This is a genomic window from Dickeya fangzhongdai (assembly GCF_002812485.1).
GTDB lineage: Bacteria > Pseudomonadota > Gammaproteobacteria > Enterobacterales > Enterobacteriaceae > Dickeya > Dickeya fangzhongdai.
Genome location: NZ_CP025003.1, coordinates 1,034,389 through 1,058,220, shown reverse-complemented (window position 1 = coordinate 1,058,220; position 23,832 = coordinate 1,034,389). Strand labels below are relative to the sequence as shown.

Sequence of the window (23,832 nt, the reverse complement as noted above, 5' to 3'; positions counted from 1 at the left end):
TTAACTCAACGCACGGATAAGATCCCTCAATGCTTGCTGATCACGCATCGCAATGGTCTGCAATTGCTGCTCTACCGTGACAGCGGGTTCATCCTGCGCAGGTATTATCGTGTTATTGTTCTGTGCGGTTTCAGGCCCCATGGGTATGCCTTCACCGAGTGTTGCCGGATTGGTTACGGGCTGATTCTGTGCATCATTCAAAAACTCGAATGTTGCCGTCGGTTCAAAATCGCGGACAACCTGGTTAATACTCCCTTGCGACAAATCAAGTCCACTGCTGGTGCCAAGCGACTTCACGCCGGCGACAGCCTGGTTACCCGGCTGATTGCCGAGCAATGGCGCGCTGCCGCCCAATCCTTTGATCGCATTCACGGCGTCCAGCAATATGGGGTCATACTCTCTGGCTTCCATTTCCGCGCTCAGTCGTCCTGGCGTGAACGTGGGCGGCAAGCCGGCACTATCCGGCGGTGGCACATAGTTCATCTGCCCGGTCCCACCGCCTGCCGTATTGCCGTCCGTTCCCGGCAACGCGCTGACCACCACCGTCAGCGAGCCACGCACCGTACTACCCTGCGGATCGCTGAGGGTGTAACTGACCACATCCGTCCCGCTGAAGCCGGGGTTGGGTATGTAGGTCATCATGCCGTCGGCGCTAACCAGCACCCTGCCGTTGGTAACCGATATCGAGGTGACCGTCAGCGGGTCGCCGTCCACATCACGGCTGTTATCCAGCACATTTACCGAGACCGGGGTATTCGCCGACGTGGTAAGCGTTGTCTCGCCGATCACTTCCGGCGCATCGTTCACCGCCGTCACCGTAATGGTCAGCGTGCCGGTGACCACCCCACCCACGCCGTCGCTGACGGTATAGGTCACGGTGTCGGTGCCGTTAAAGTTGGCGTTCGGGGTATAGGTCAGCGTGCCGTCAGTGTTGATGACGACAGATCCATTGCCCGCCGTCGCGGCGGTCACCGTCAGCGGATTGCCATCGACATCGCTGTCATTCGCCAGCACATCCACCGTCACCGGGGTGTCTTCTGCCGTGGTGGCGCTGTCGTTACCGGTGACCGGCGCGTCATTCACTGCCGTCACCGTAATGGTCAGCGTCCCGGTGACCACGCCACCGGCGCCGTCGCTGACGGTATAGGTCACCGTATCCGTGCCGTTAAAATTGGCGGCCGGGGTGTAGGTCAGCGTGCCGTCAGTGTTGATGACGACAGATCCATTGCCCGCCGTCGCCGCAGTGACCGTCAGCGGGTTGCCGTCCACATCGCTGTCGTTCGCCAGCACGTCGACGGTCACCGGGGTGTCTTCCGCGGTGGTGGCGCTGTCGTTACCGGTGACCGGCGCGTCGTTCACTGCCGTCACGGTGATGGTCAGCGTGCCCGTCGCCACCCCGCCGGCCCCGTCGCTGACGGTATAGGTCACGGTATCGGTGCCGTTAAAATTGGCATTGGGCGTATAGGTCAGGGTGCCGTCGGCGTTGATCACCACCGTACCGTTGCCGGCCGTCGCCGCGGTGACGGTCAGCGGATTGCCATCGACATCGCTGTCGTTTGCCAGCACATCCACCGTCACCGGGGTGTCTTCCGTGGTAGTGGCACTGTCGTTACCGGTCACCGGTACGTCGTTCACTGCCGTCACGGTGATGGTCAGCGTGCCGGTGACCACGCCACCGGCGCCGTCGCTGACGGTGTAGGTCACGGTATCGGTGCCGTTAAAGTTGGCGTTGGGCGTATAGGTCAGGGTGCCGTCGGCGTTGATCACCACCGTACCGTTACCGGCGGTGGCCGCGGTGACGGTCAGCGGGTTGCCGTCCACATCGCCGTCGTTCGCCAGTACATCGACGGTCACCGGCGTATCTTCCGCCGTGGTGGCGCTGTCGTTACCGGTGACCGGCGCATCATTCACCGCCGTCACCGTGATGGTCAGCGTCCCGGTCACCACGCCGCCGGCGCCGTCGCTGACGGTGTAGGTCACCGTATCCGTGCCGTTGAAGTTGGCATTGGGCGTATAGGTCAGCGTGCCGTCGGCGTTGATCACCACCGTGCCGTTGCCCGCCGTCGCGGCAGTCACCGTCAGCGGATTACCATCGACATCGCTGTCGTTCGCCAGCACATCGACGGTCACCGGGGTGTCTTCCGCGGTGGTGGCGCTGTCGTTACCGGTGACCGGCGCATCGTTCACCGCCGTCACGGTGATGGTCAGCGTGCCGGTGACCACGCCACCGGCGCCGTCGCTGACGGTATAGGTCACGATATCGGTGCCGTTAAAATTGGCATTGGGCGTATAGGTCAGCGTACCGTCGGCGTTGATCACCACCGTACCGTTGCCGGCGGTCGCCGCGGTGACGGTCAGCGGATTACCATCGACATCGCTGTCATTCGCCAGCACATCCACCGTCACCGGCGTGTCTTCCGCGGTGGTCGCCGTATCCGCGCCAGCTACCGGCGCGGTATTGGTGCCCGTAACCGTCACAATCAATGTCCCGGTAGCGATCCCACCCTGCCCATCACTGACGGTATAGGTCACCGTATCGGTGCCGTTGAAGTTGGTGTTAGGCGTATAGGTCAGGGTGCCGTCGGCGTTGATCACCACCGTACCGTTGCCGGCGGTCGCCGCGGTGACGGTCAGCGGATTACCATCGACATCGCTGTCATTCGCCAGCACATCCACCGTCACCGGCGTGTCCTCGGCAGTGGTCGCCGTATCGGCCCCAGCCACCGGCGCGGTATTGGTGCCCGTAACCGTCACAATCAATGTCCCGGTAGCGATCCCACCCTGCCCATCGCTGACGGTATAGGTCACCGTATCGGTGCCGTTGAAGTTGGTGTCAGGCGTATAGGTCAGGGTGCCGTCGGCATTGATGACGACAGATCCATTGCCGGCCGTCGCCGCGGTGACCGTCAGCGGATTACCATCGACATCGCTGTCGTTCGCCAGTACATCCACCGTCACCGGGGTGTCCTCGGCGGTGGTCGCCGTATCCGCCCCAGCCACCGGCGCGGTATTGGTGCCCGTAACCGTCACAATCAATGTCCCGGTAGCGATCCCACCCAGCCCATCGCTGACGGTATAGGTCACCGTATCGGTGCCGTTGAAGTTGGTGTCAGGCGTATAGGTCAGGGTGCCGTCGGCATTGATGACGACAGATCCATTGCCGGCCGTCGCCGCGGTGACGGTCAGCGGATTACCATCGACATCGCTGTCGTTCGCCAGTACATCCACCGTCACCGGGGTGTCCTCGGCGGTGGTCGCCGTATCCGCCCCGGCCACCGGCGCATCATTCACCGCCGTCACCGTGATGGTCAGCGTGCCGGTCACCACGCCGCCCGCGCCGTCGCTGACGGTATAGGTCACGGTGTCGGTGCCGTTAAAGTTGGCGTCAGGCGTATAGGTCAGCGTGCCGTCGGCGTTGATGACGACAGATCCATTACCGGCGGTGGCCGCGGTGACCGTCAGCGGATTACCATCGACATCGCTGTCGTTCGCCAGTACATCCACCGTCACCGGCGTGTCCTCGGCGGTGGTCGCCGTATCCGCGCCCGCCACCGGCGCATCGTTCACTGCCGTCACCGTGATGGTCAACGTCCCGGTGACCACGCCACCGGCGCCGTCGCTGACGGTATAGGTCACCGTATCGGTGCCGTTAAAGTTGGCGTTGGGCGTATAGGTCAGCGTGCCGTCGGCGTTGATCACCACCGCGCCGTGGCCGGCGGTGGCGGCGGTGACCGTCAGCGGGTTGCCATCGACATCGCTGTCGTTCGCCAGTACATCCACCGTCACCGGGGTGTCCTCGGTGGTGGTCGCCGTATCCGCGCCCGCCACCGGCGCATCGTTCACCGCCGTCACGGTGATGGTCAGCGTGCCGGTGACCACGCCACCGGCGCCGTCGCTGACGGTATAGGTCACGGTGTCGGTGCCGTTAAAGTTGGCGGCCGGGGTGTAGGTCAGGGTGCCGTCGGCATTAATCACCACCGTACCGTTACCGGCGGTCGCGGCGGTGACGGTCAGCGGATTACCATCGACATCGCTGTCGTTCGCCAGCACATCCACCGTCACCGGCGTGTCTTCCGTGGTAGTGGCGCTGTCGTTACCGGTGACCGGCGCATCATTCACCGCGGTGACGGTAATGGTCAGGGTGCCGGTGACCACGCCGCCGGCGCCGTCGCTGACGGTATAGGTCACGGTATCGGTGCCGTTAAAGTTGGCGTTGGGGGTATAGGTCAGGGTGCCGTCGGCGTTGATCACCACCGTGCCGTTACCGGCGGTGGCCGCGGTCACCGTCAGCGGATTGCCATCGACATCGCTGTCGTTTGCCAGCACATCGACGGTGACCGGGGTGTCCTCGGCGGTGGTGGCCGTATCCGCACCGGCCACCGGCGCATCATTCACCGCGGTGACGGTAATGGTCAGGGTGCCGGTGACCACGCCACCGGCGCCGTCGCTGACGGTATAGGTCACGGTGTCGGTGCCGTTAAAGTTGGTATTGGGGGTGTAGGTCAGGGTGCCGTCGGCGTTAATCACCACCGTACCGTTACCGGCGGTCGCCGCGGTGACGGTCAGCGGGTTGCCATCGACATCGCTGTCATTCGCCAGTACATCCACCGTCACCGGCGTGTCTTCCGCGGTGGTGGCGCTGTCGTTACCGGCCACCGGCGCATCATTCACTGCGGTGACGGTAATGGTCAGCGTGCCGGTGACCACGCCGCCGGCGCCGTCGCTGACGGTATAGGTCACCGTATCGGTGCCGTTAAAGTTGGCGTTCGGGGTGTAGGTCAGGGTGCCGTCGGCGTTAATCACCACCGTACCGTTGCCCGCCGTCGCGGCGGTCACCGTCAGCGGATTGCCATCGACATCGCTGTCATTCGCCAGCACATCCACCGTCACCGGGGTGTCCTCGGCGGTGGTCGCCGTATCCGCACCGGCCACCGGCGCGTCATTCACTGCGGTGACGGTAATGGTCAGCGTCCCGGTCACCACCCCGCCCGCGCCGTCGCTGACGGTGTAGGTCACGGTATCGGTGCCGTTAAAGTTGGTGTCAGGCGTATAGGTCAGGGTACCGTCGGCATTGATGACGACAGATCCATTGCCCGCCGTCGCCGCGGTGACCGTCAGCGGGTTGCCATCGACATCGCTGTCGTTCGCCAGCACATCCACCGTCACCGGCGTATCCTCGGCGGTGGTCGCCGTATCCGCACTGGCCACCGGCGCATCGTTCACTGCGGTGACGGTAATGGTCAGCGTGCCGGTCACCACCCCGCCGGCACCGTCGCTGACGGTATAGGTCACGGTATCGGTGCCGTTAAAGTTGGCAGCCGGGGTGTAGGTCAGCGTACCGTCGGCGTTGATCACCACCGTGCCGTTACCCGCCGTCGCCGCGGTGACGGTCAGCGGATTGCCATCGACATCGCTGTCATTCGCCAGCACATCCACCGTCACCGGCGTGTCTTCCGCGGTGGTGGCGCTGTCGTTACCGGTGACCGGCGCATCGTTCACTGCGGTCACCGTAATGGTCAGCGTCCCGGTCACCACGCCACCCGCGCCGTCGCTGACGGTATAGGTCACCGTATCGGTGCCGTTAAAGTTGGCGGCCGGGGTGTAGGTCAGCGTACCGTCGGCGTTGATCACCACCGTGCCGTTGCCGGCGGTCGCCGCGGTCACCGTCAGCGGGTTGCCATCGACATCGCTGTCGTTCGCCAGCACATCGACGGTCACCGGGGTGTCTTCCGCCGTGGTGGCGCTGTCGTTACCGGTGACCGGCGCGTCATTCACTGCGGTCACGGTGATGGTCAGCGTGCCGGTGACCACGCCACCGGCCCCGTCGCTGACGGTGTAGGTCACCGTATCGGTGCCGTTAAAGTTGGCGGCCGGGGTGTAGGTCAGGGTGCCGTCGGCGTTGATCACCACCGTACCGTTACCGGCGGTCGCGGCAGTCACCGTCAGCGGATTACCATCGACATCGCTGTCATTCGCCAGCACATCCACCGTCACCGGGGTGTCTTCCGTGGTAGTGGCACTGTCGTTACCGGTGACCGGCGCATCGTTCACTGTCGTCACGGTGATGGTCAGGGTGCCGGTCGTCACCCCGCCCGCGCCGTCGCTGACGGTATAGGTCACGGTGTCGGTGCCGTTAAAGTTGGCTGCCGGGGTGTAGGTCAGGGTGCCGTCGGCGTTGATCACCACCGTGCCGTTGCCCGCCGTCGCCGCAGTGACCGTCAGCGGATTGCCGTCCACATCGCTGTCGTTCGCCAGTACATCCACCGTCACCGGCGTGTCCTCGGCGGTGGTGGCCGTATCCGCGCCCGCCACCGGCGCATCGTTCACCGCGGTCACGGTAATGGTCAGCGTCCCGGCCACCACGCCACCGGCGCCGTCGCTGACGGTATAGGTCACCGTGTCGGTGCCGTTAAAGTTGGCGTCAGGCGTATAGGTCAGGGTGCCGTCGGCGTTGATCACCACCGTGCCGTTACCGGCGGTGGCGGCGGTCACCGTCAGCGGGTTGCCGTCCACATCGCTGTCGTTTGCCAGTACATCCACCGTCACCGGGGTGTCTTCCGCGGTGGTCGCCGTATCCGCCCCGGCCACCGGCGCATCGTTCACCGCGGTCACGGTAATGGTCAGCGTACCGGTGACCACGCCACCGGCGCCGTCGCTGACGGTGTAGGTCACGGTGTCGGTGCCGTTAAAGTTGGCGTTCGGGGTGTAGGTCAGCGTGCCGCCGGCGTTGATCACCACCGTACCGTTGCCGGCGGTGGCGGCAGTCACCGTCAGCGGATTGCCGTCCACATCAGCATCGTTCGCCAGCACATCGACGGTCACCGGCGTATCTTCCGTGGTAGTGGCACTGTCGTTACCGGTCACCGGCGCATCGTTCACCGCCGTCACGGTAATGGTCAGCGTGCCGGTGACCACGCCACCGGCGCCGTCGCTGACGGTATAGGTCACGGTGTCGGTGCCGTTAAAGTTGGCATTGGGGGTATAGGTCAGGGTGCCGTCGGCGTTGATCACCACCGTGCCGTTGCCGGCGGTCGCCGCGGTGACGGTCAGCGGGTTGCCGTCCACATCAGCATCGTTCGCCAGTACATCGACGGTCACCGGCGTATCTTCCGCCGTGGTCGCCGTATCCGCGCCCGCCACCGGCGCATCATTCACCGCCGTCACCGTGATGGTCAGCGTGCCGGTCACCACGCCGCCGGCGCCGTCGCTGACGGTGTAGGTCACGGTATCGGTGCCGTTAAAGTTGGTATTGGGGGTGTAGGTCAGGGTGCCGTCGGCATTGATCACCACCGTGCCGTTACCGGCGGTGGCGGCGGTGACGGTCAGCGGGTTGCCGTCGACATCGCTGTCGTTCGCCAGTACATCCACCGTCACCGGGGTGTCCTCGGCGGTGGTCGCCGTATCCGCACCGGCCACCGGCGCATCGTTCACTGCGGTGACGGTAATGGTCAGGGTACCCGTAGCCAATCCGCCCTGGCTATTGCTGACGGTATAAGTCACGGTGTCGGTGCCGTTAAAGTTGGCGTTGGGCGTATAGGTCAGCGTACCGTCCGCGTTGATGACGACAACCCCATGACCCGCCACAGCCCCTTGAATTGTCAAAGGAGGGCCGTTTGCATTGGTATCATTCGCCAGTACATCCACCGTCACCGGCGTATCTTCCAATGTACTTGCGCTATCTGGATTTGCCGAAGGAGCACTATTCACCGGCGCGATAGTCACCGTTAACGTCCCCAGGGCAGTGCCGCCGGCGCCATCGCTGACGGTATAGGTCACCGTATCAGTACCGCTGTAATTCGTATTTGGCGTATAGGTCAGCGTACCATCAGCATTGATCACCACCGTGCCGTGCCCGGCGCTGGCGGCGGTCACCGTCAGCGTGTCGCCGTCCACATCGCTGTCGTTCGCCAGCACATTCACCGTCACCGATGTATTTTGACTGGTGGCAGCCGTATCGGCCCCAGTCACCGGCGCATCATTCACTGCGGTGACGGTAATGGTCAGCGTGCCAGTCGCCACGCCGCCTGCCCCGTCACTGACGGTATAGGTCACAGTATCAGCACCGTTAAAGTTGGCGTTGGGCGTATAGGTCAGGGTGCCATCGGCATTAATTGTGACGGAGCCATGCCCAGCCGATGCTGAGGTGATCGCAAGCGTATTACCGTCCACGTCGGTATCATTCGCCAGCACATTGACGGTGACCGGGGTATCTTCAGCGGTGGTCGCTGTGTCATTGACCGCCACCGGCGCATCATTGACCGGCGTGATGGTCACCGCCACGGTGGCCGTGGCGGTGCCGCCCTGCCCGTCGCTGACGGTATAGCTGATGGTGTCGCTGCCGTTGTAGTTGGCCGCCGGGGTATAGGTCAGCGTGCCGTTGGCGTTGATCACCACCGTACCGTGGCCGGCCGTCGCTGTCGTCACCGTCAGCGTGTCGCCGTCCACATCGGCATCATTCGCCAGCACGTTGACGGTGACCGGGGTGTCTTCGGCGGTAGTCGCCGTGTCGTTCGCCGCCACCGGCGCGTCATTGACCGGGGTGATGGTCACCGCCACCGTGGCGGTGGCGGTGCCACCGTGGCCGTCGCTGACGGTGTAACTGATGGTGTCGCTGCCGTTGTAGTTGGCGGCCGGGGTGTAGGTCAGGGTGCCGTTGGCATTGATCACCACCGTACCGTGGCCGGCGCTGGCGGCGGTCACCGTCAGCGGATTGCCATCGACATCGCTGTCGTTCGCCAGCACATTGACGGTGACCGGGGTGTCTTCGGCGGTAGTCGCCGTGTCGTTCGCCGCCACCGGTGCATCGTTGACCGGCGTGATGGTCACCGCCACCGTGGCCGTGGCGGTGCCGCCCTGCCCGTCGCTGACGGTATAGCTGATGGTGTCGCTGCCGTTATAGTTGGCGGCCGGGGTGTAGGTCAGCGTACCGTTGGCGTTGATCACCACCGTACCGTGGCCGGCGCTGGCTGTCGTCACCGTCAGCGGATTGCCATCGACATCGCTGTCGTTCGCCAGCACATTGACGGTGACCGGGGTGTCTTCGGCGGTGGTGGCCGTGTCGTTCGCCGCCACCGGTGCATCGTTGACCGGCGTGATACTGACCGCCACGGTGGCGGTGCCGCCGTGGCCGTCGCTGACGGTATAGCTGATGGTGTCGCTGCCGTTGTAGTTGGCCGCCGGCGTGTAGGTCAGGGTGCCGTTGGCGTTGATCACCACCGTGCCGTGGCCCGCCGTCGCCGTCGTCACCGTCAGCGTATCACCGTCCACATCGCTGTCGTTCGCCAGCACGGTGACGGTGACCGGGGTGTCTTCCGGCGTGGTCGCCGTGTCGTTCACCGCCACCGGTGCGTCATTGACCGGGGTGATACTGACCGCCACGGTGGCGGTGGCGGTGCCGCCGTGGCCGTCGCTGACGGTATAGCTGATGGTGTCGCTGCCGTTATAGTTGGCGGCCGGCGTGTAGGTCAGCGTGCCGTTGGCGTTGATCACCACCGTACCGTGGCCGGCGCTGGCCGCCGTGACCGTCAGCGTGTCGCCGTCCACATCGGCATCATTCGCCAGCACATTCACCGTCACCGGCGTATCTTCGGCAGTGGTGGCCGTGTCGTTCGCCGCCACCGGCGCATCATTGACCGGGGTGATGGTCACCGCCACCGTGGCGGTAGCGGTGCCGCCCTGCCCGTCGCTGACGGTGTAGCTGATGGTGTCGCTGCCGTTGTAGTTGGCCGCCGGGGTGTAGGTCAGGGTGCCGTTGGCATTGATCACCACCGTGCCGTGGCCGGCGCTGGCCGCCGTCACCGTCAGCGTGTCGCCGTCCACATCGCTGTCGTTCGCCAGCACGTTGACGGTGACCGGGGTGTCTTCAGCGGTAGTCGCCGTATCATTGACCGCCACCGGCGCGTCATTGACCGGCGTGATACTCACCGCCACGGTCGCGGTGGCGGTGCCGCCCTGCCCGTCGCTGACGGTATAGCTGATGGTGTCGCTGCCGTTGTAGTTGGCGGCCGGGGTGTAGGTCAGGGTGCCGTTGGCATTGATCACCACCGTGCCGTGCCCGGCCGTCGCTGTCGTCACCGTCAGCGTATCACCGTCCACATCGCTGTCGTTCGCCAGCACGTTGACGGTGACCGGGGTGTCTTCAGCGGTAGTCGCCGTGTCGTTCACCGCCACCGGTGCGTCATTGACCGGCGTGATACTGACCGCCACGGTGGCGGTGGCGGTGCCGCCGTGGCCGTCGCTGACGGTATAGCTGATGGTGTCGCTGCCGTTGTAGTTGGCCGCCGGGGTGTAGGTCAGGGTACCGTTGGCGTTGATCACCACCGTACCGTGGCCGGCGCTGGCGGCGGTCACCGTCAGCGTGTCGCCGTCCACATCAGCATCATTCGCCAGCACGTTGACGGTGACCGGGGTGTCTTCCAGCGTGGTGGCCGTATCATTGACCGCCACCGGTGCGTCATTGACCGGGGTGATGGTCACCGTCACGGTGGCGGTGGCGGTGCCGCCGTGGCCGTCGCTGACGGTATAGCTGATGGTGTCACTGCCGTTGTAGTTGGCGGCCGGGGTGTAGGTCAGCGTGCCGTTGGCGTTGATCACCACCGTGCCGTGGCCGGCGCTGGCCGCCGTGACCGTCAGCGTATCGCCGTCCATATCGCTGTCGTTCACCAGCACATTCACCGTCACCGGCGTATCTTCCGCCGTGGTCGCCGTGTCGTTCACCGCCACCGGCACATCGTTCACCGGGGTAATGGTCACGACCACCGTGGCCGTGGCGGTGCCGCCCTGTCCGTCGCTGACGGTGTAGGTCACGGTGTCGCTGCCGTTGTAGTTGGCGGCCGGCGTGTAGGTCAGCGTGCCGTTGGCGTTGATCACCACCGTACCGTGGCCGGCCGTCGCCGTCGTCACCGTCAGCGTGTCGCCGTCCACATCGCTGTCGTTCACCAGCACGTTGACGGTGACCGGGGTGTCTTCCAGCGTGGTCGCCGTATCATTGACCGCCACCGGCGCGTCATTGACCGGCGTGATACTGACCGTCACGGTGGCGGTGGCGGTGCCGCCGTGGCCGTCGCTGACGGTGTAACTGATGGTGTCGCTGCCGTTGTAGTTGGCCGCCGGGGTATAGGTCAGGGTGCCGTTGGCGTTGATCACCACCGTACCGTGGCCCGCCGTCGCTGTCGTGACCGTCAGCGTGTCGCCGTCCACATCGCTGTCGTTCGCCAGCACGTTAACGGTGACCGGGGTGTCTTCAGCGGTGGTCGCTGTGTCATTGACCGCCACCGGCGCGTCATTGACCGGCGTGATGGTCACCGCCACGGTCGCGGTGGCGGTGCCGCCGTGGCCGTCGCTGACGGTATAGCTGATGGTGTCGCTGCCGTTGTAGTTGGCCGCCGGCGTGTAGGTCAGGGTGCCGTTGGCATTGATCACCACCGTACCGTGGCCGGCGCTGGCCGCCGTCACCGTCAGCGTGTCGCCGTCCACATCGCTGTCGTTCGCCAGCACATTCACCGTCACCGGCGTGTCTTCGGCGGTAGTCGCCGTGTCGTTCGCCGCCACCGGCGCATCATTGACCGGGGTGATACTGACCGCCACGGTGGCGGTGGCGGTGCCGCCGTGGCCGTCGCTGACGGTATAGCTGATGGTGTCGCTGCCGTTGTAGTTGGCGGCCGGGGTGTAGGTCAGGGTGCCGTTGGCGTTGATCACCACCGTACCGTGGCCGGCCGTCGCTGTCGTCACCGTCAGCGTGTCGCCGTCCACATCGCTGTCGTTCGCCAGCACGTTGACGGTCACCGGGGTGTCTTCCAGCGTGGTCGCCGTATCATTGACCGCCACCGGCGCGTCATTGACCGGCGTGATGGTCACCGTCACCGTACCCGTCGCGCTGGCTCCCAGTCCGTCACTGATCTTATAGGTAATGGTGTCGGTGCCATTGTAGTTGGCCGCCGGGGTGTAGGTCAGCGTGCCGTTGGCGTTGATCACCACCGTGCCGTGGCCGGCGCTGGCCGACGTCACGGTCAGGGTATTACCGTCCGCATCGGTATCGTTGGCCAGCACATTCACCGTCACCGACGTATCCTCCGGCGTGGTGGCGGTGTCCGGATTGGCGACCGGCGGCGTATTAATGTGGATGGTGACGGTGGTGGTTTCCGTGGTGCCATTACTGGTAACGGTATAAGTAAACGAGTCGTTGCCCAGATAACCGCTATTGGGGGTGTAGACCGCGTTGCCGGTGCTATCAATCACCACCGTACCGTGTGATGGCGTGCTGTAAGACGTCACCCTGGCATTGATGTTTTCAAAGGTATCGTTCGCCATCACGTTGAAGCTGACCGGCGAGCTGACGTTGGTGATGACGGAATCACTGACAATATCCGCCACCGGCGCAATGCCGATTGGCAACGAGGTAGTAATCGGTATCGCCAGCAAGGTGTCGGTTAACCCGATAGTGATGGTCACCGGGCCGTTATAGTCCGCGTCCGGGGTATAAATCAGGCCATTCAGCGCGGCGTTGATATCAACAATGCTACCTTGCATGGTGATATTGCTGTCGTTGATGCCGTCGCCCTGGCTAAACGACAGATTGGCGGTCTGGGATAGCGTCAGCGAACCTATCGGCACCGACAACGAGATCCTGGCAATGCTGCCGTCAAGGTCGCCAATGCTGATCTTGGTGCCCAGAATATCAGCGAATATTATCGGCGTATCTTCATTGAACAGGTTGACGAGCACCGGCAACGACAATGTCGGCAAGCTATTGACCGTTACGGCTACCGTACCCGGCAGCAACGCCGACAGCCCTTTACTGTCAGCAATGGTGTAAGTGATGGTATCAACACCAAAATAACCAGCATTGGGTTGATAAGTCAGCGTATTATCGGCATTGACCGTTACCTTGCCAAAGAGCGCGTTAGCCCCGGTTACCTTGATGGCATCGCCTTCCAGATCGATATCGTTCGCGGTCACATTAATGATGGTCGAGCCGTTTTGGCTGACCAGCGCCACATCGGCCACGGCGGTAGGCGCGGTGTTTATTCCCAGCAACAGATTGGCATGCCAGCCTGTCGGATTGATCGATTCGGTTTCGATACTGCCGACATGGCTTTCCAGCACCCAGTCGCCATCAATACCGGTAATATCGGATGACGCCGCCACGTCCGAATCCAGCGACGACGACAGCGCGCTCAATAACTGTTGCCCCGCGGCATCCCCGACATTACAGCCATAAATTAAAACATCGGCAGAACTGTTTAGAGATAAATTTATTTGCTCCAATATAGTTTGATAGCTATCGATATTTTCCGCCGAGATTAAGGCATTGCCTAATTCAATTTGTCCACTATCACCGTGGGAAATAATATGAATCGCATCGACATTTTTATAATTAGAAAGAATATCAGCAATTTGATTCAGCCCATCCTGATTACTATCCAGAATATAAACCGAAGCATTAGCCGGTAATTGTGAGACCAGCGCGTCTTTATTTGGCAACGCGCCGTCAATAAAGAAAACCTCAACGCGGGCGGGCGGCGTCTCGATCTGGCTAATTGCCTGAATTAAATCGGTATTGGTATGCTCCTGCGCTGCCGAATCGGCACTGCCGTCATGGCTGGCGGCGTCAGGCTGGTCATTGGCGACCTGATCTGCCGTGGCGACAGCCGCGGCATCAAACATCAAACGGCGCTCAAGCACCATGCGGGTCGCGTTATACAGAGTTCGTTGCTGGGCCATAAGCATCACCGATATTGACAGGTTTGAAAAACAGGCAGCCGCCCCTGCGCCAACCGGCAGGATATCCATGGCAAGAATCTGTTATTAATTTAAAAAATCAAACCTGGTGTAAAAATCGATAACGCTAAATAAAAAAAATGCGAAAGCATTAACTTAAAATTAAACACAGCTTTCTGGTTTTATCAACAATAAAACCGGTAGAAATCATTAGGCTGTGATCATTCACTAACGCGTGAAAAACGCTAACTGAAGGCGGAAATCCGGCCTGATTCCCGCCGCGTTTCAGACAGACGTTTTCCGTGATCGCGTCGTCCCCGACTCGCTCCAGTGTTCAGCGATGCGCGGCATGCTGCCTTCAATCCAGTCAACCAGCACCCGCACCTTCTCCGCGGCTTCTTTCCCCAGCGGGGTCAGGCTATATTCCACATGCGGCGGCACCACGTCATAGGCCACCCGATTGATCAGGCCGTCGCCTTCCAGACATTGTAATGTCTGGGCCAACATACGTTCGCTGACGCCATTGATCAGACGGCGCAGTTCGCTGAAGCGGAGCGTTTTCGATTCCAGCACAATCAGAATCAGGATGCCCCAACGGCTGGTGATGTGCTGTAGCACTTCACGTGACGGGCAAGCTGCCGCCAGCAAGTCGCCGCGCTGAAATTTTTCGATTGTCCGCATACCTTACCCTTATGCCGTTCACTGATTACCGCTCACTGAATCGCATTGCGCCTGAACTTTCAGGGTAAGGAGGCTCCCCTAAATAAGCAATCGCTTTATAAGCACTCGCTTTCGCGCACCAGTCTCTTCGGCCGTATCAGGCATCGACAGGCCATATCAGCATAAAAGAATCTGATGGAATAACGGTTGATTGAATGACGCCGAATACCGTCGAGGGAAAAAACATTGAAAGAATCCGGATCGCCGCAAAATGAATATTCGCGTTATCTGATGAGGGCTATGGTTTAAAAATAGACATAACCCCCTCAGCAATTCAAGAAATTCATTCACTCAAATAAGCCAAATTAAACCCCTTTATTCACTCAATCAATAAATGCAATAAATTCAATCCGCTAGGAAATCATTATGCCTGTGCATGCCTGAAACCGGGTGAAGGGCTATCGCCGCCAGAAATGAAAATGCTAGGCTGTGCCACTATTGTCGCAAGACACGCCGAAACGCAGTCTCAGTTTGACGTGAGATATTCATTCCTTTCAACCAAGGTATGTTTTTGCTCAGCCTGCATAAGGGTGTCCTTGGGTTTTATTTATTTTAGTTACCGCGTTTGTACCCTAAATAATTCGAATTGCAGGAAGGCGGCAACGCAGCGAATCCCCTGGAGCTTACTCAAGTAAGTGACTGGGGTGAGCGAGGAAAGCCAACGCACCTGCAATTTTGAAGTATGACGGGTAAATATTTATAAAAAACTACGAGCACACAGCAAAAAGGAATTTTTTCCTCAATACCTTCGTTGATAAAGGAATGCTCGTATGCATAAAAAATCACTTGTCCGCGCCATGACGGTAGCGGGTCTGTTTTCTCCTGCCGTGACTCTTGCCGCCGGAACCTGGTCTGATGCCAGGAACGACGCTATGGGCGGAACCGGGGTCGCTTCATCGCACTACGGCTCCGCCGCGCTGACCAACCCGGCGCTGCTGACCAAAGCGCAGGCCAGCGACAACGTTAGCCTGATTCTGCCTTCGGTAGGCGCTGTGGTATCCGACCCCAACAAAGTGGAAGATAAGTTCGACCGCATCAAAAGCAGTTGGGATAGCATCAAAGACCTGCTGAACTCCAGCAGCGGCATCACTAACCCGCTGTTGCGGCGGCTGGCGCTGCAACAAGGCATCTCCTCCTTCCAGTCGCTGAGAAGCGATTTGCACAGCATCAATGGCGACCGCGCTTACGGCGATGCCGCTGCCGCTACCGTGGTGGCGGTTCCTAACGAAACGCTGCCTTTCGCCGTCGTCGTCAAAGGCTGGGGCGTGGCGAATGCCAAAGCCGTGGTGACCGACCGCGATCTGACCTATCTGGATAGCGTGGCGGCGGGCACCACCATTCCTACCTCGGCCGACCTGAACAGTTTCACCTCCCGGGCCGAAGGCGCGGGCGCGCTGGTGACCGAATACGGCGTCGCGATGGCGAAATCGTTCAGCATCGCCGGTCAGCCGGTTTCCGTGGGTATCACCCCCAAGCTGCAACGGATCGACACCTATAACTATATTGCGTCGATCAATAACTACAGCACGTCTGATTTCCGCAATTCGGAATTCAAGAAATCCAGCTCCGGCGCCAACCTGGATCTCGGTTTCAGTACCGACCTGACATCGCGCTGGAGCGCCGGGCTGGTGGCGCAGAACCTGATTGGCCGCCGCATCGACACCAAAGAGGTGCAGGGTATACAGAGAACCTTTAACCTTCGGCCGCTGGTCACCGCCGGAACGGCCTGGAACACCGACAAGCTGACGCTGGCGACCGATATCGACCTGACGCCCGCCAGCGGTTTTGACTCGGAGAAGAAAAACCAGTACGCCGGCGTCGGCGCGGAATATCGCGTACTGTCCTGGGCGCAGCTGCGCGTCGGTTACCGCGCCAATATGCGCGACAGCGATAAGAATCTGGTCACCGCCGGTCTTGGCCTGTCGCCGTTCGGCGTGCATCTTGATCTGACCGGCATGGTCGGCACCGAAAGCAAGCACACCTACGGCGCCGCCGCCAAACTGAGCTTTACCTTCTGATCCCGCGCCCCCGGCATCGTGACGGATGTCGGGGCACCGTTCGGCGATTCATCCCCTCACCCGCTTTACCCCTGCGCTTTGGCGCGCGTTTCCCATTGCATCACCAGACTGATCGCCGCCGGCAGCACCGTCAGCGTCAGCAGCGTGGCGACGATCAACCCGCCGATGATGGCGTAGGCCATCGGCCCCCAAAACACCTGGGTGGCGATCGGGATCATCCCCAAAATCGCCGCCAGCGCGGTCAACAGAATCGGCCGGGAACGGTGACGGGCAGCATGGATAATCGCCTCGTCGGCAGGCATGCCCGCCGCCGTGTTGGTGTCCACTTCGCTGATCAGGATCACCGCGTTACGGATGATCATTCCCGCCAGCGCGATCACTCCCAGCAAGGCGACGAAGCCCATCGGCGTACCGGTCGGCAACATCGCCGCCACCACGCCAATCAGCCCGAACGGCGCCATCAGCAGCGCCAGCATCATGCGCGAGAAGCGCTGCAACTGCACCATCAGCAAAATCAGCATCACCAGCAGCGTCACCGGCAACACCTGATACACCGAGTTGTTGCCCTTGTTGGATTCCGCCACCGAGCCGCCTTCCTCAATGTGATAACCGGCCGGCAACGCCGCCTGATAGGCCGCCACCTGCGGCGCCAGCGTTGTCGATAAGGTCTGGGCGCGCACGCCCGGCGCCAGGTCGGTCTGCACGGTGATAAACGGCAAACGCTGGCGACGCCAGATGATCGGCTCATCCACGCCGTACCCGACGGACGCTATCTGCCCCAGCGGCACCCGCTGACCGTTAGCGGCGCGCAGTTGCAGGCTGGCGACGGTATCCAGATTCTGGCGCTCCTCATCCCGGGCACGCACCACCACCCCCACCATTCGATTGCGATCGCGCACGCTGGTGACGACCGAACCGGAGAAAATGGTCGCCAGCGCACTGGCCACATCCTGCGAGCTGATGCCTACCGCCCGCGCCTCGGTCTGGTTGACGTCGATGCGGATGGCGCGCTCCGGCTCACCGGCGGTCAGGTTAACTTCGCGCGCGTCGGGGTTGTTGCCGATCAACGTCGCCAGTCCGGTGGCGTACTCGCGCACCTTGTCGATATCCGGCCCGGTTACCCGGTACTTAAGCGGCCAGCCGACCGGCGGCCCCAGTTCCAGCGGCGACACGCGGGTCACCAGGTGGCTGAAATCCTGCTGCAAACGTTTTTCCAGCCGGGCGCGTAGCACATCGCGTTCCTTTAATCCTTTCGCCACCACTACCAGCTGTGCAATGTTTTCATTCTGCAACAGCACATCCATCGGCAAATAGAAACGCACCGCGCCGGACCCGACATAGGTGGAGAAATGATCCAGATCCGGATCGTTTTTCAGCGACTGCTCCAGCCGCGCCACTTCCCGCTCGGTGGCCTCCTGCGAGGCATTGCGCGGCAGCGTCAGGCTGACCAGCAGTTCCGGTCGGTCCGACGCCGGAAAAAACTCGCCCTCCAGCCGACCGGCGGCCACGACCGCCAGCGCCAGCAACGCCACCGATAGCAACAGCGTGCGGCCGCGATAGCGCAGCGCCGCCGACAGCAGGCGGGCATACGCCCGCGACAGACGGCCGGCGTTGTGATCATGAGCTTTCATCGTCTTCGGCAGCAGCCAGACGCCGATCAACGGCGAGAACAGCACCGCCACCACCCAGGAGCTGAGCAGCGAAATCAGCACCACAATAAACAGCGAGTAGCAGTACTCGCCGGCGCTGGAAGCGGCAAACCCGACCGGAATAAAACCCGCCACCATCACCAGCGTACCGGTCAGCATCGGAAACGCAGTGGTTTCGTAAGCGCGGGTGGCGGCCTGTTCGCGGGCTTCGCCCTTCTCCAGGCTGGACACCATCGCCTCTACCGTGATCATGGCGTCGTCCACCAACAGCCCGAGCGCGATGATCAACGCGCCCAGCGAAATGCGCTGCAAACCGATACCGGCTATCTCCATGCCGGTGAACGTCATCGCCAGCACAATCGGAATCGACGCGGCCACCACCAGCCCGGCGCGGCTGCCCAGCGACACGAACGACACCGCCAGCACGATGACCACCGCTTCCAGCAGCACCTTGACGAAGCCGTTAACCGAGGATTTCACCACCGATGACTGGTCCGCCACGTTGACGACCTCGATACCGTGCGGCAGCGATGCGCTAATCGCCGCCATTTTACTGCGCAACGCCTGACCGAAATCCAGCATGTTGCCGGTCGGCGCCATCGAGATCGCCAGCCCGATGGCGGGTTGGCCGTTGACGCGAAACGTCGGCGCCGGGGGTTCCGCCGCCTGACGATGAACCGTCGCGATATCGGTCAGCGGGATAAAGCGCCCGCCGATGCGCAGCGTTACCTGACGCAGGCTCTGTTCGGAAACAAACGCGCCGCTGACGCGCAACGCCACCTTGTCGTTATCGGTCCGAATGGTGCCGGTCGGGCTGACGGCATTCTGCGCCTGCAGCGCCGCCGTTACCTGTTGCAAGTCCAGCCCCATGCCGGCCAGTTGCCGCGGGGAAAACGCCACCACAATCTGCTCTTCCTGCACGCCCAGCACATCGATTTTGCCGACATCCGGCGTGGCGAGCAGTTCGGTACGGATATCATCCACCTTGTCGCGCAGCTCGCGCGGCGAGTAGCCTTCGGCGGTAAAGCCATAAATGGTGCCGAAGGTATCGTCGAACTCGTCGTTGACCGCCGGCTCGCTCACCCCGTCAGGCAAGGTGGGGGTAATATCCTTCATTTTTTTGCGCAGGGTGTACCAAATGCCCTTTACCTCGGACGGCGGCGTACTGTCGCGCAGGTTGACGAAAATCACCGCTTCGCCGGGGCGGCTGTAACTTTCGATAAAATCAAGGTAAGGGGTTTCCTGCAGTTTCTTTTCCAGCACATCGGTCACGAAACTGACGGTGTCCTGCACCGTGGCGCCCGGCCAACTGGCGGACACCACCGCGGTTTTGATGGTAAAGGCCGGGTCTTCGTTGCGCGGCAGACGTTCATAGCTCATGACGCCCGCCGCCACAATCACCAGCATAAAAAAGGCCACCAGTTGCTGATGGGCCAGCGCCCAGGCGGAGAGGTTCCACTTCTGTTTGAATGCGGATGACATTACTTCGCCTCCGTCAACATAACCTTCTCGCCCGCCCGCAGCTTGCTGACGCCGGCGGTGACCACCTTGTCGCCGGCGACCAGACCGTCGTCGACAACGATCTGCGAGTCGCTGTAATTACGCAGGGTGATCGGTTGCAGCCGCAGCGTCTGCGTTTGCGGGTCGACGACAAACACCGCCGGGCGATCGCCCTGACGGGTCAGCGCCGACGCCGGCAGCTCGATGGCATTGCCGCCCGGCAGCGTGACCTCGCCCTGTACGGTCGCGCCCAGCACCATTTCTTGCGGCGGTTCGACGAGTGAAACCCGCACCCGCCAGGTGCGGGTTTCACTATCAGCCAGCGGACTGACGTCACGCACATGCCCTTGCGTTTTGACAGCCGGGTTGGATAACAGCGAAACCGTCACCAGCGGATCCTTCAGGCCGCTGGTGATAAGACGCTCGGAGATATTGAACACCGCGTCGCGGCCGGCGAAGGTCGCCAGCCGCACCACTTCCTGACCCGCGTTCACCACCTGACCGGGGTTGGCGCTGACCGCGGTGATCACCCCGGCGACCGGCGCAGACAAGCGGGTATAGCTCAGACGATCCTGCGCGCTTTTGACGCTGGCCTGCGCGCTTTCACGCACGGAAACCGCCGAGGCCCAGTTCGACTGCGCCTCATCCAATTGCGAACGGGAAATGGCGCCGTTGGGCGCCAGCTGTTTCATCCGGTTAAGGTTCTGCTCCGCCAGCCGTTCCGAGGCCACCGCGCGGGTCAGGTCCGCTTTGGCGCTCTGCAGCTGGTTTTCGCTGTCGCGGGCATCCAGCGTGGCGATCACATCGCCTTGCTTCACGATGGCGCCCACATCCACCACACGCGAAACCACCCGCCCATCCAGACGGAAACCCAGAGCGGTCTCTTCGGCCGGGCGGATCTCCCCAATCTGCGACAACACCTCACCGGTGGCGGACGGCGCGACGGTGACGGTGCGAACCGGACGCGGCGGCGCAGGAGCCGGCTCGCTGCCGGCGTCGTTACAGCCGGACAACAGGCTCGCGGCCAGCAGCAAGGCTCCCAGCCCACCGGCGCGAAAAAGAGTGTTGCCTCCGCGACAGGCTACGTGATGAAGGGCGCAAAAGGTGGACTCTGTATTCGTCATGATGGGCTTCCTGTTACCGATTAGTAACTATTACACCGTACACATTTCCAGATTGTTTCCACACTTCATCAAGAAACCATCAAGAGCGCTGAAAAATCGGTTTTATCCCAACCGCCACGCCCTGAACGCGGTCATACCGCCGGCAGTTCAAGAGTAAAACACATGCCGCCCTCCAGGTGATTTTCCGCCGTCAGGCTGCCGCCGAGCGCTTCGCAAATCGCCAGCGCGATCGACAGCCCCAGCCCGCTGCCGCCTGAATGGCGCGCCCGCGAAGTATCGGCGCGGGAAAAGCGCTCGAAAATATACGGCAGGAATGCCTCGCTCACGCCGGGGCCGTAGTCACGAAAACGGATCAACCAGCGATTATCGCGCCGCGCCACATCAATACGCTGCGCCTTACCTTCCACCGCGTAGCGCAGCGCGTTATCCATCAGGATGGTGAATACCTGCCCCAGCCGGAGCGGATCCGCCAGGCAATATCCCTCCTCGTCGGCATGCAGCGTGATGGTAAAACCGGCCGCTTCGGCATTCGGCTTCATCCAGACGATACGGTCGCGCAACAGCTCCACCGGGTTCAGCCGGGTCTTATCGATAGCTAACTGACCTGCGCTAACCATCGACAACAAATGCAGATCCTCAATCAGGCGGTTGAGGTTGAGCATCTGGTTCATCACCATCTGCAACTGCCGATCGTCAGGAGAAAAAACGCCGTCCAGCATGCCCTGCAATCGCCCCATCGCGGCGGTCAACGGCGAACGCAGCTCGTGCGCCATCGCCACATGCGAAGCGTGCAGTTCGCGCTCATAACGCTCCAGCTGGGAGGTCATGGCATTGAAATCGCGGGTAAGCAGCGTCAGCTCCGCCGGCGCGCCCGGCACCATACGTGCGCGGGTGGTGAACTGCCCGCGCGCCACCGCGCGCGCCGACATCGCCAGTTGGCTAAACTGTACCGACAGCGGTCGCGCAGCCCACAACCCCAACATCACAATCAGCGGAATGGCGACCAGCACCAGCACCCAAAGGATCAGCCAGTCTTCAGAGGCGATGGACAGGTCGAAAGACTTAGGGCCGTACCAGGTATCCAGAATCTCGTAGTAACGGGCGCGGTTCAGATTGGGGTTGCTCTGTAATGTGGTGAACTCATGACGCACCGCTTCCGGCATTCGATGGATAACCCACAGATTCCAGATGGCAAACCGCAGCCACATACAGGTGGCGATTAACACTATCGAGCCAATCGCCAGCGACAAAATGCGGATACAAAGCCAGCGCCACAGCGAAAGATGAGGCATGTTATTCATGGCTAACGGAACCTGTAACCAAACGCGCGCACCGTCAGCAGCACCCCGCCAATGCCGACCGCTTCCAGCTTTTTGCGCAGATTATAAATATGGGTATCCACCACCCGCTCCAGCGCGTCGCTGTCCGGCAGACACGCCTCCAGCAACTCCTGGCGGGAAAACGCGCGGGTCTGGGCGCGCAGCAGGGTCGCCAGCAGGCTGAACTCCGTCGGCGTCAAGTCCAGCGGCTGGCGCTCGCCCTGCGCATCGGTCACGGAGGCGACCATCGCATCCTGATCCACCTCCAGCGTGCCGAAGGTCAACAAACGCCCGGCCGTCATCGCGCCGCAGGTACGCCGCAATACCGCCTGCACGCGGGCTACTACTTCGCCGGGATGATAGGGTTTGGTCACGTAATCGTCCGCGCCGTACCGCAGCGCGCCGATCTTATCGGTGTCGTCCCCCATAGCGGTGACCATAATCACCGGCACATCGCTTTTGCGACGCAGGGCAGCCAGCACTTCGGTGCCGTTCATTCCCGGCAGCATCACATCCAGCAAGATCAGATCCGGTTTCAGGCGCTGTGCCATATCCAGCCCGCTCAACCCATCTCCCGCCAGCAAAACCTGAAAATTGTCACGTTTCAGATAGGCTTCCAGCACGCTGGCAGCATCCGTGTCATCTTCGATTATCAGAATGCGTTTCGGACTCATCGTGGTTCTCTTGATAATTTCTTCATGATTTGCTGACAGTACATTGACGCTGATGCGTATACTAACCAGCTCTCGTACAGGGATGCACGAAAACGCCTGTTGCAGGCAACACATTTACCCGTCTAAGGAGTCAGTCAGGATGATAGTGCGACATATTCCCTTTTATATAGCTACTCTTTTCTTCGCCGGCAGCAACATCAGTTGGGCCGACGATGCCGCCCCCGGTCAACAGGATGGCGTCACCCTCGGCCTTGCCGCCCACAATGCGCCGCGCTACAGCGGCTCGGATGAACGCCGTTGGGATATGCTGCCGGTGATTCAGGCTCGTCAGGGCGCCTTCTTTTTCGACACCGCCAAAGGCGCGGGTTATGACCTGCAGTTCGGCCAGTTCTATCTTGAACACACGCTGGGTTATTCCATCGGTCGCACCGACAAGAAATCCTCTTTCCGCTCCGGCTCCGACAAACTGCGCGGCATGGGCGACATTGACGGCGTGTTGAACACCGCCGTGGCGCTGGGCTGGCAATTTACCGACCAGTTGTCGGTGGAAGCGAAGGCGATTCTGCCGCTGACCGACAGCCAGGGCGTGCAATACCAGACATCGCTGACCAGCATTCTGTTCCAGGACAAATCGGACACGCTGGGCGCTCAGGGCACGTTGCTGTTCGGCGACGCCCGCTATAACAACCTGTTTTACGGCGTCAACCAGCAGCAGAGCCAGAACTCCGGCTATCGCGTCTATCAAGCTGGAAGCGGTCTGTACGGTCAGTCCGTCTCGCTGTTCTGGACCCATCAGTTTGATCCGCACTGGGCCGCCACGCTCAGCGGCAGCTATACCCGCCTGAACGATAAAGCTTCGAACAGCCCCATCGTGTTTCGCGCCGATCAGGGCGAGGGGACGTTTGCCGTCACCTATACGTTCTAATCCAGTTCCTGTCGTCGCCGGTATCCGTGCGTGCAACGCTCCGGCGGCGATAGGCTATTGTGTTCTCTTCTTCTCACCGCCTTCGCACCTCCGCTTACCCGAAATGGCCGCCGCCGATGACCGGCGCGCAGAAACCGACGACACTCTTCCCCAGACATTGACACTCACGCCAGGTTTAATAATT

General features: G+C 61.6%; 8 protein-coding genes. 2 read left to right on the top strand and 6 right to left on the bottom strand.

Translation table 11 applies throughout. The features are described from left to right. Together CVE23_RS04890 and CVE23_RS04885 are read right to left on the bottom strand one after the other, a co-directional pair. The gene (locus CVE23_RS04890; protein WP_167389540.1) at nt 1–13,722 is read right to left on the bottom strand and encodes an Ig-like domain-containing protein; all 13,722 of its coding nucleotides are present in this window, start codon (nt 13,720–13,722) and stop codon (nt 1–3) included. Nucleotides 13,723–14,004: 282 nt separating this feature from the next. Continuing rightward, nucleotides 14,005–14,400, bottom strand: coding sequence for a winged helix-turn-helix transcriptional regulator (locus CVE23_RS04885; protein WP_100849015.1), 396 nt, complete (start codon nt 14,398–14,400; stop codon nt 14,005–14,007). Nucleotides 14,401–15,209: 809 nt separating this feature from the next. Here CVE23_RS04885 and CVE23_RS04880 point away from each other — a divergent pair. After that, on the top strand, nt 15,210–16,457 hold the full coding sequence (locus tag CVE23_RS04880; RefSeq protein WP_100849014.1) for a conjugal transfer protein TraF: 1,248 nt from the start codon (nt 15,210–15,212) through the stop codon (nt 16,455–16,457). A 65-nt stretch (nt 16,458–16,522) separates the two neighbouring features. Here the strand turns inward: CVE23_RS04880 and CVE23_RS04875 are convergent, their stop codons facing one another. From CVE23_RS04875 to CVE23_RS04860, 4 genes are all read right to left on the bottom strand, one after another. Next, nucleotides 16,523–19,588, bottom strand: a complete 3,066-nt coding sequence (locus CVE23_RS04875; protein ID WP_100849013.1) for an efflux RND transporter permease subunit — start codon at nt 19,586–19,588, stop codon at nt 16,523–16,525. Continuing rightward, complete coding sequence (locus tag CVE23_RS04870) at nt 19,588–20,730, bottom strand: efflux RND transporter periplasmic adaptor subunit (RefSeq protein ID WP_082170918.1); 1,143 nt, start codon at nt 20,728–20,730, stop codon at nt 19,588–19,590. Before CVE23_RS04870 ends, CVE23_RS04875 begins: the two co-directional genes overlap by 1 nt. A 131-nt stretch (nt 20,731–20,861) precedes the next feature. Next, nucleotides 20,862–22,031, bottom strand: a complete 1,170-nt coding sequence (locus tag CVE23_RS04865) for a sensor histidine kinase (RefSeq protein ID WP_038918005.1) — start codon at nt 22,029–22,031, stop codon at nt 20,862–20,864. A gap of 2 nt (nt 22,032–22,033) precedes the next feature. After that, nucleotides 22,034–22,723, bottom strand: coding sequence for a response regulator (locus CVE23_RS04860; protein ID WP_038918004.1), 690 nt, complete (start codon nt 22,721–22,723; stop codon nt 22,034–22,036). A 139-nt stretch (nt 22,724–22,862) separates the two neighbouring features. Here CVE23_RS04860 and CVE23_RS04855 point away from each other — a divergent pair, with 139 nt between their 5' ends. Continuing rightward, nucleotides 22,863–23,648, top strand: coding sequence for a MipA/OmpV family protein (locus tag CVE23_RS04855; protein WP_038918003.1), 786 nt, complete (start codon nt 22,863–22,865; stop codon nt 23,646–23,648). Nucleotides 23,649–23,832: the final 184 nt, after the last annotated feature.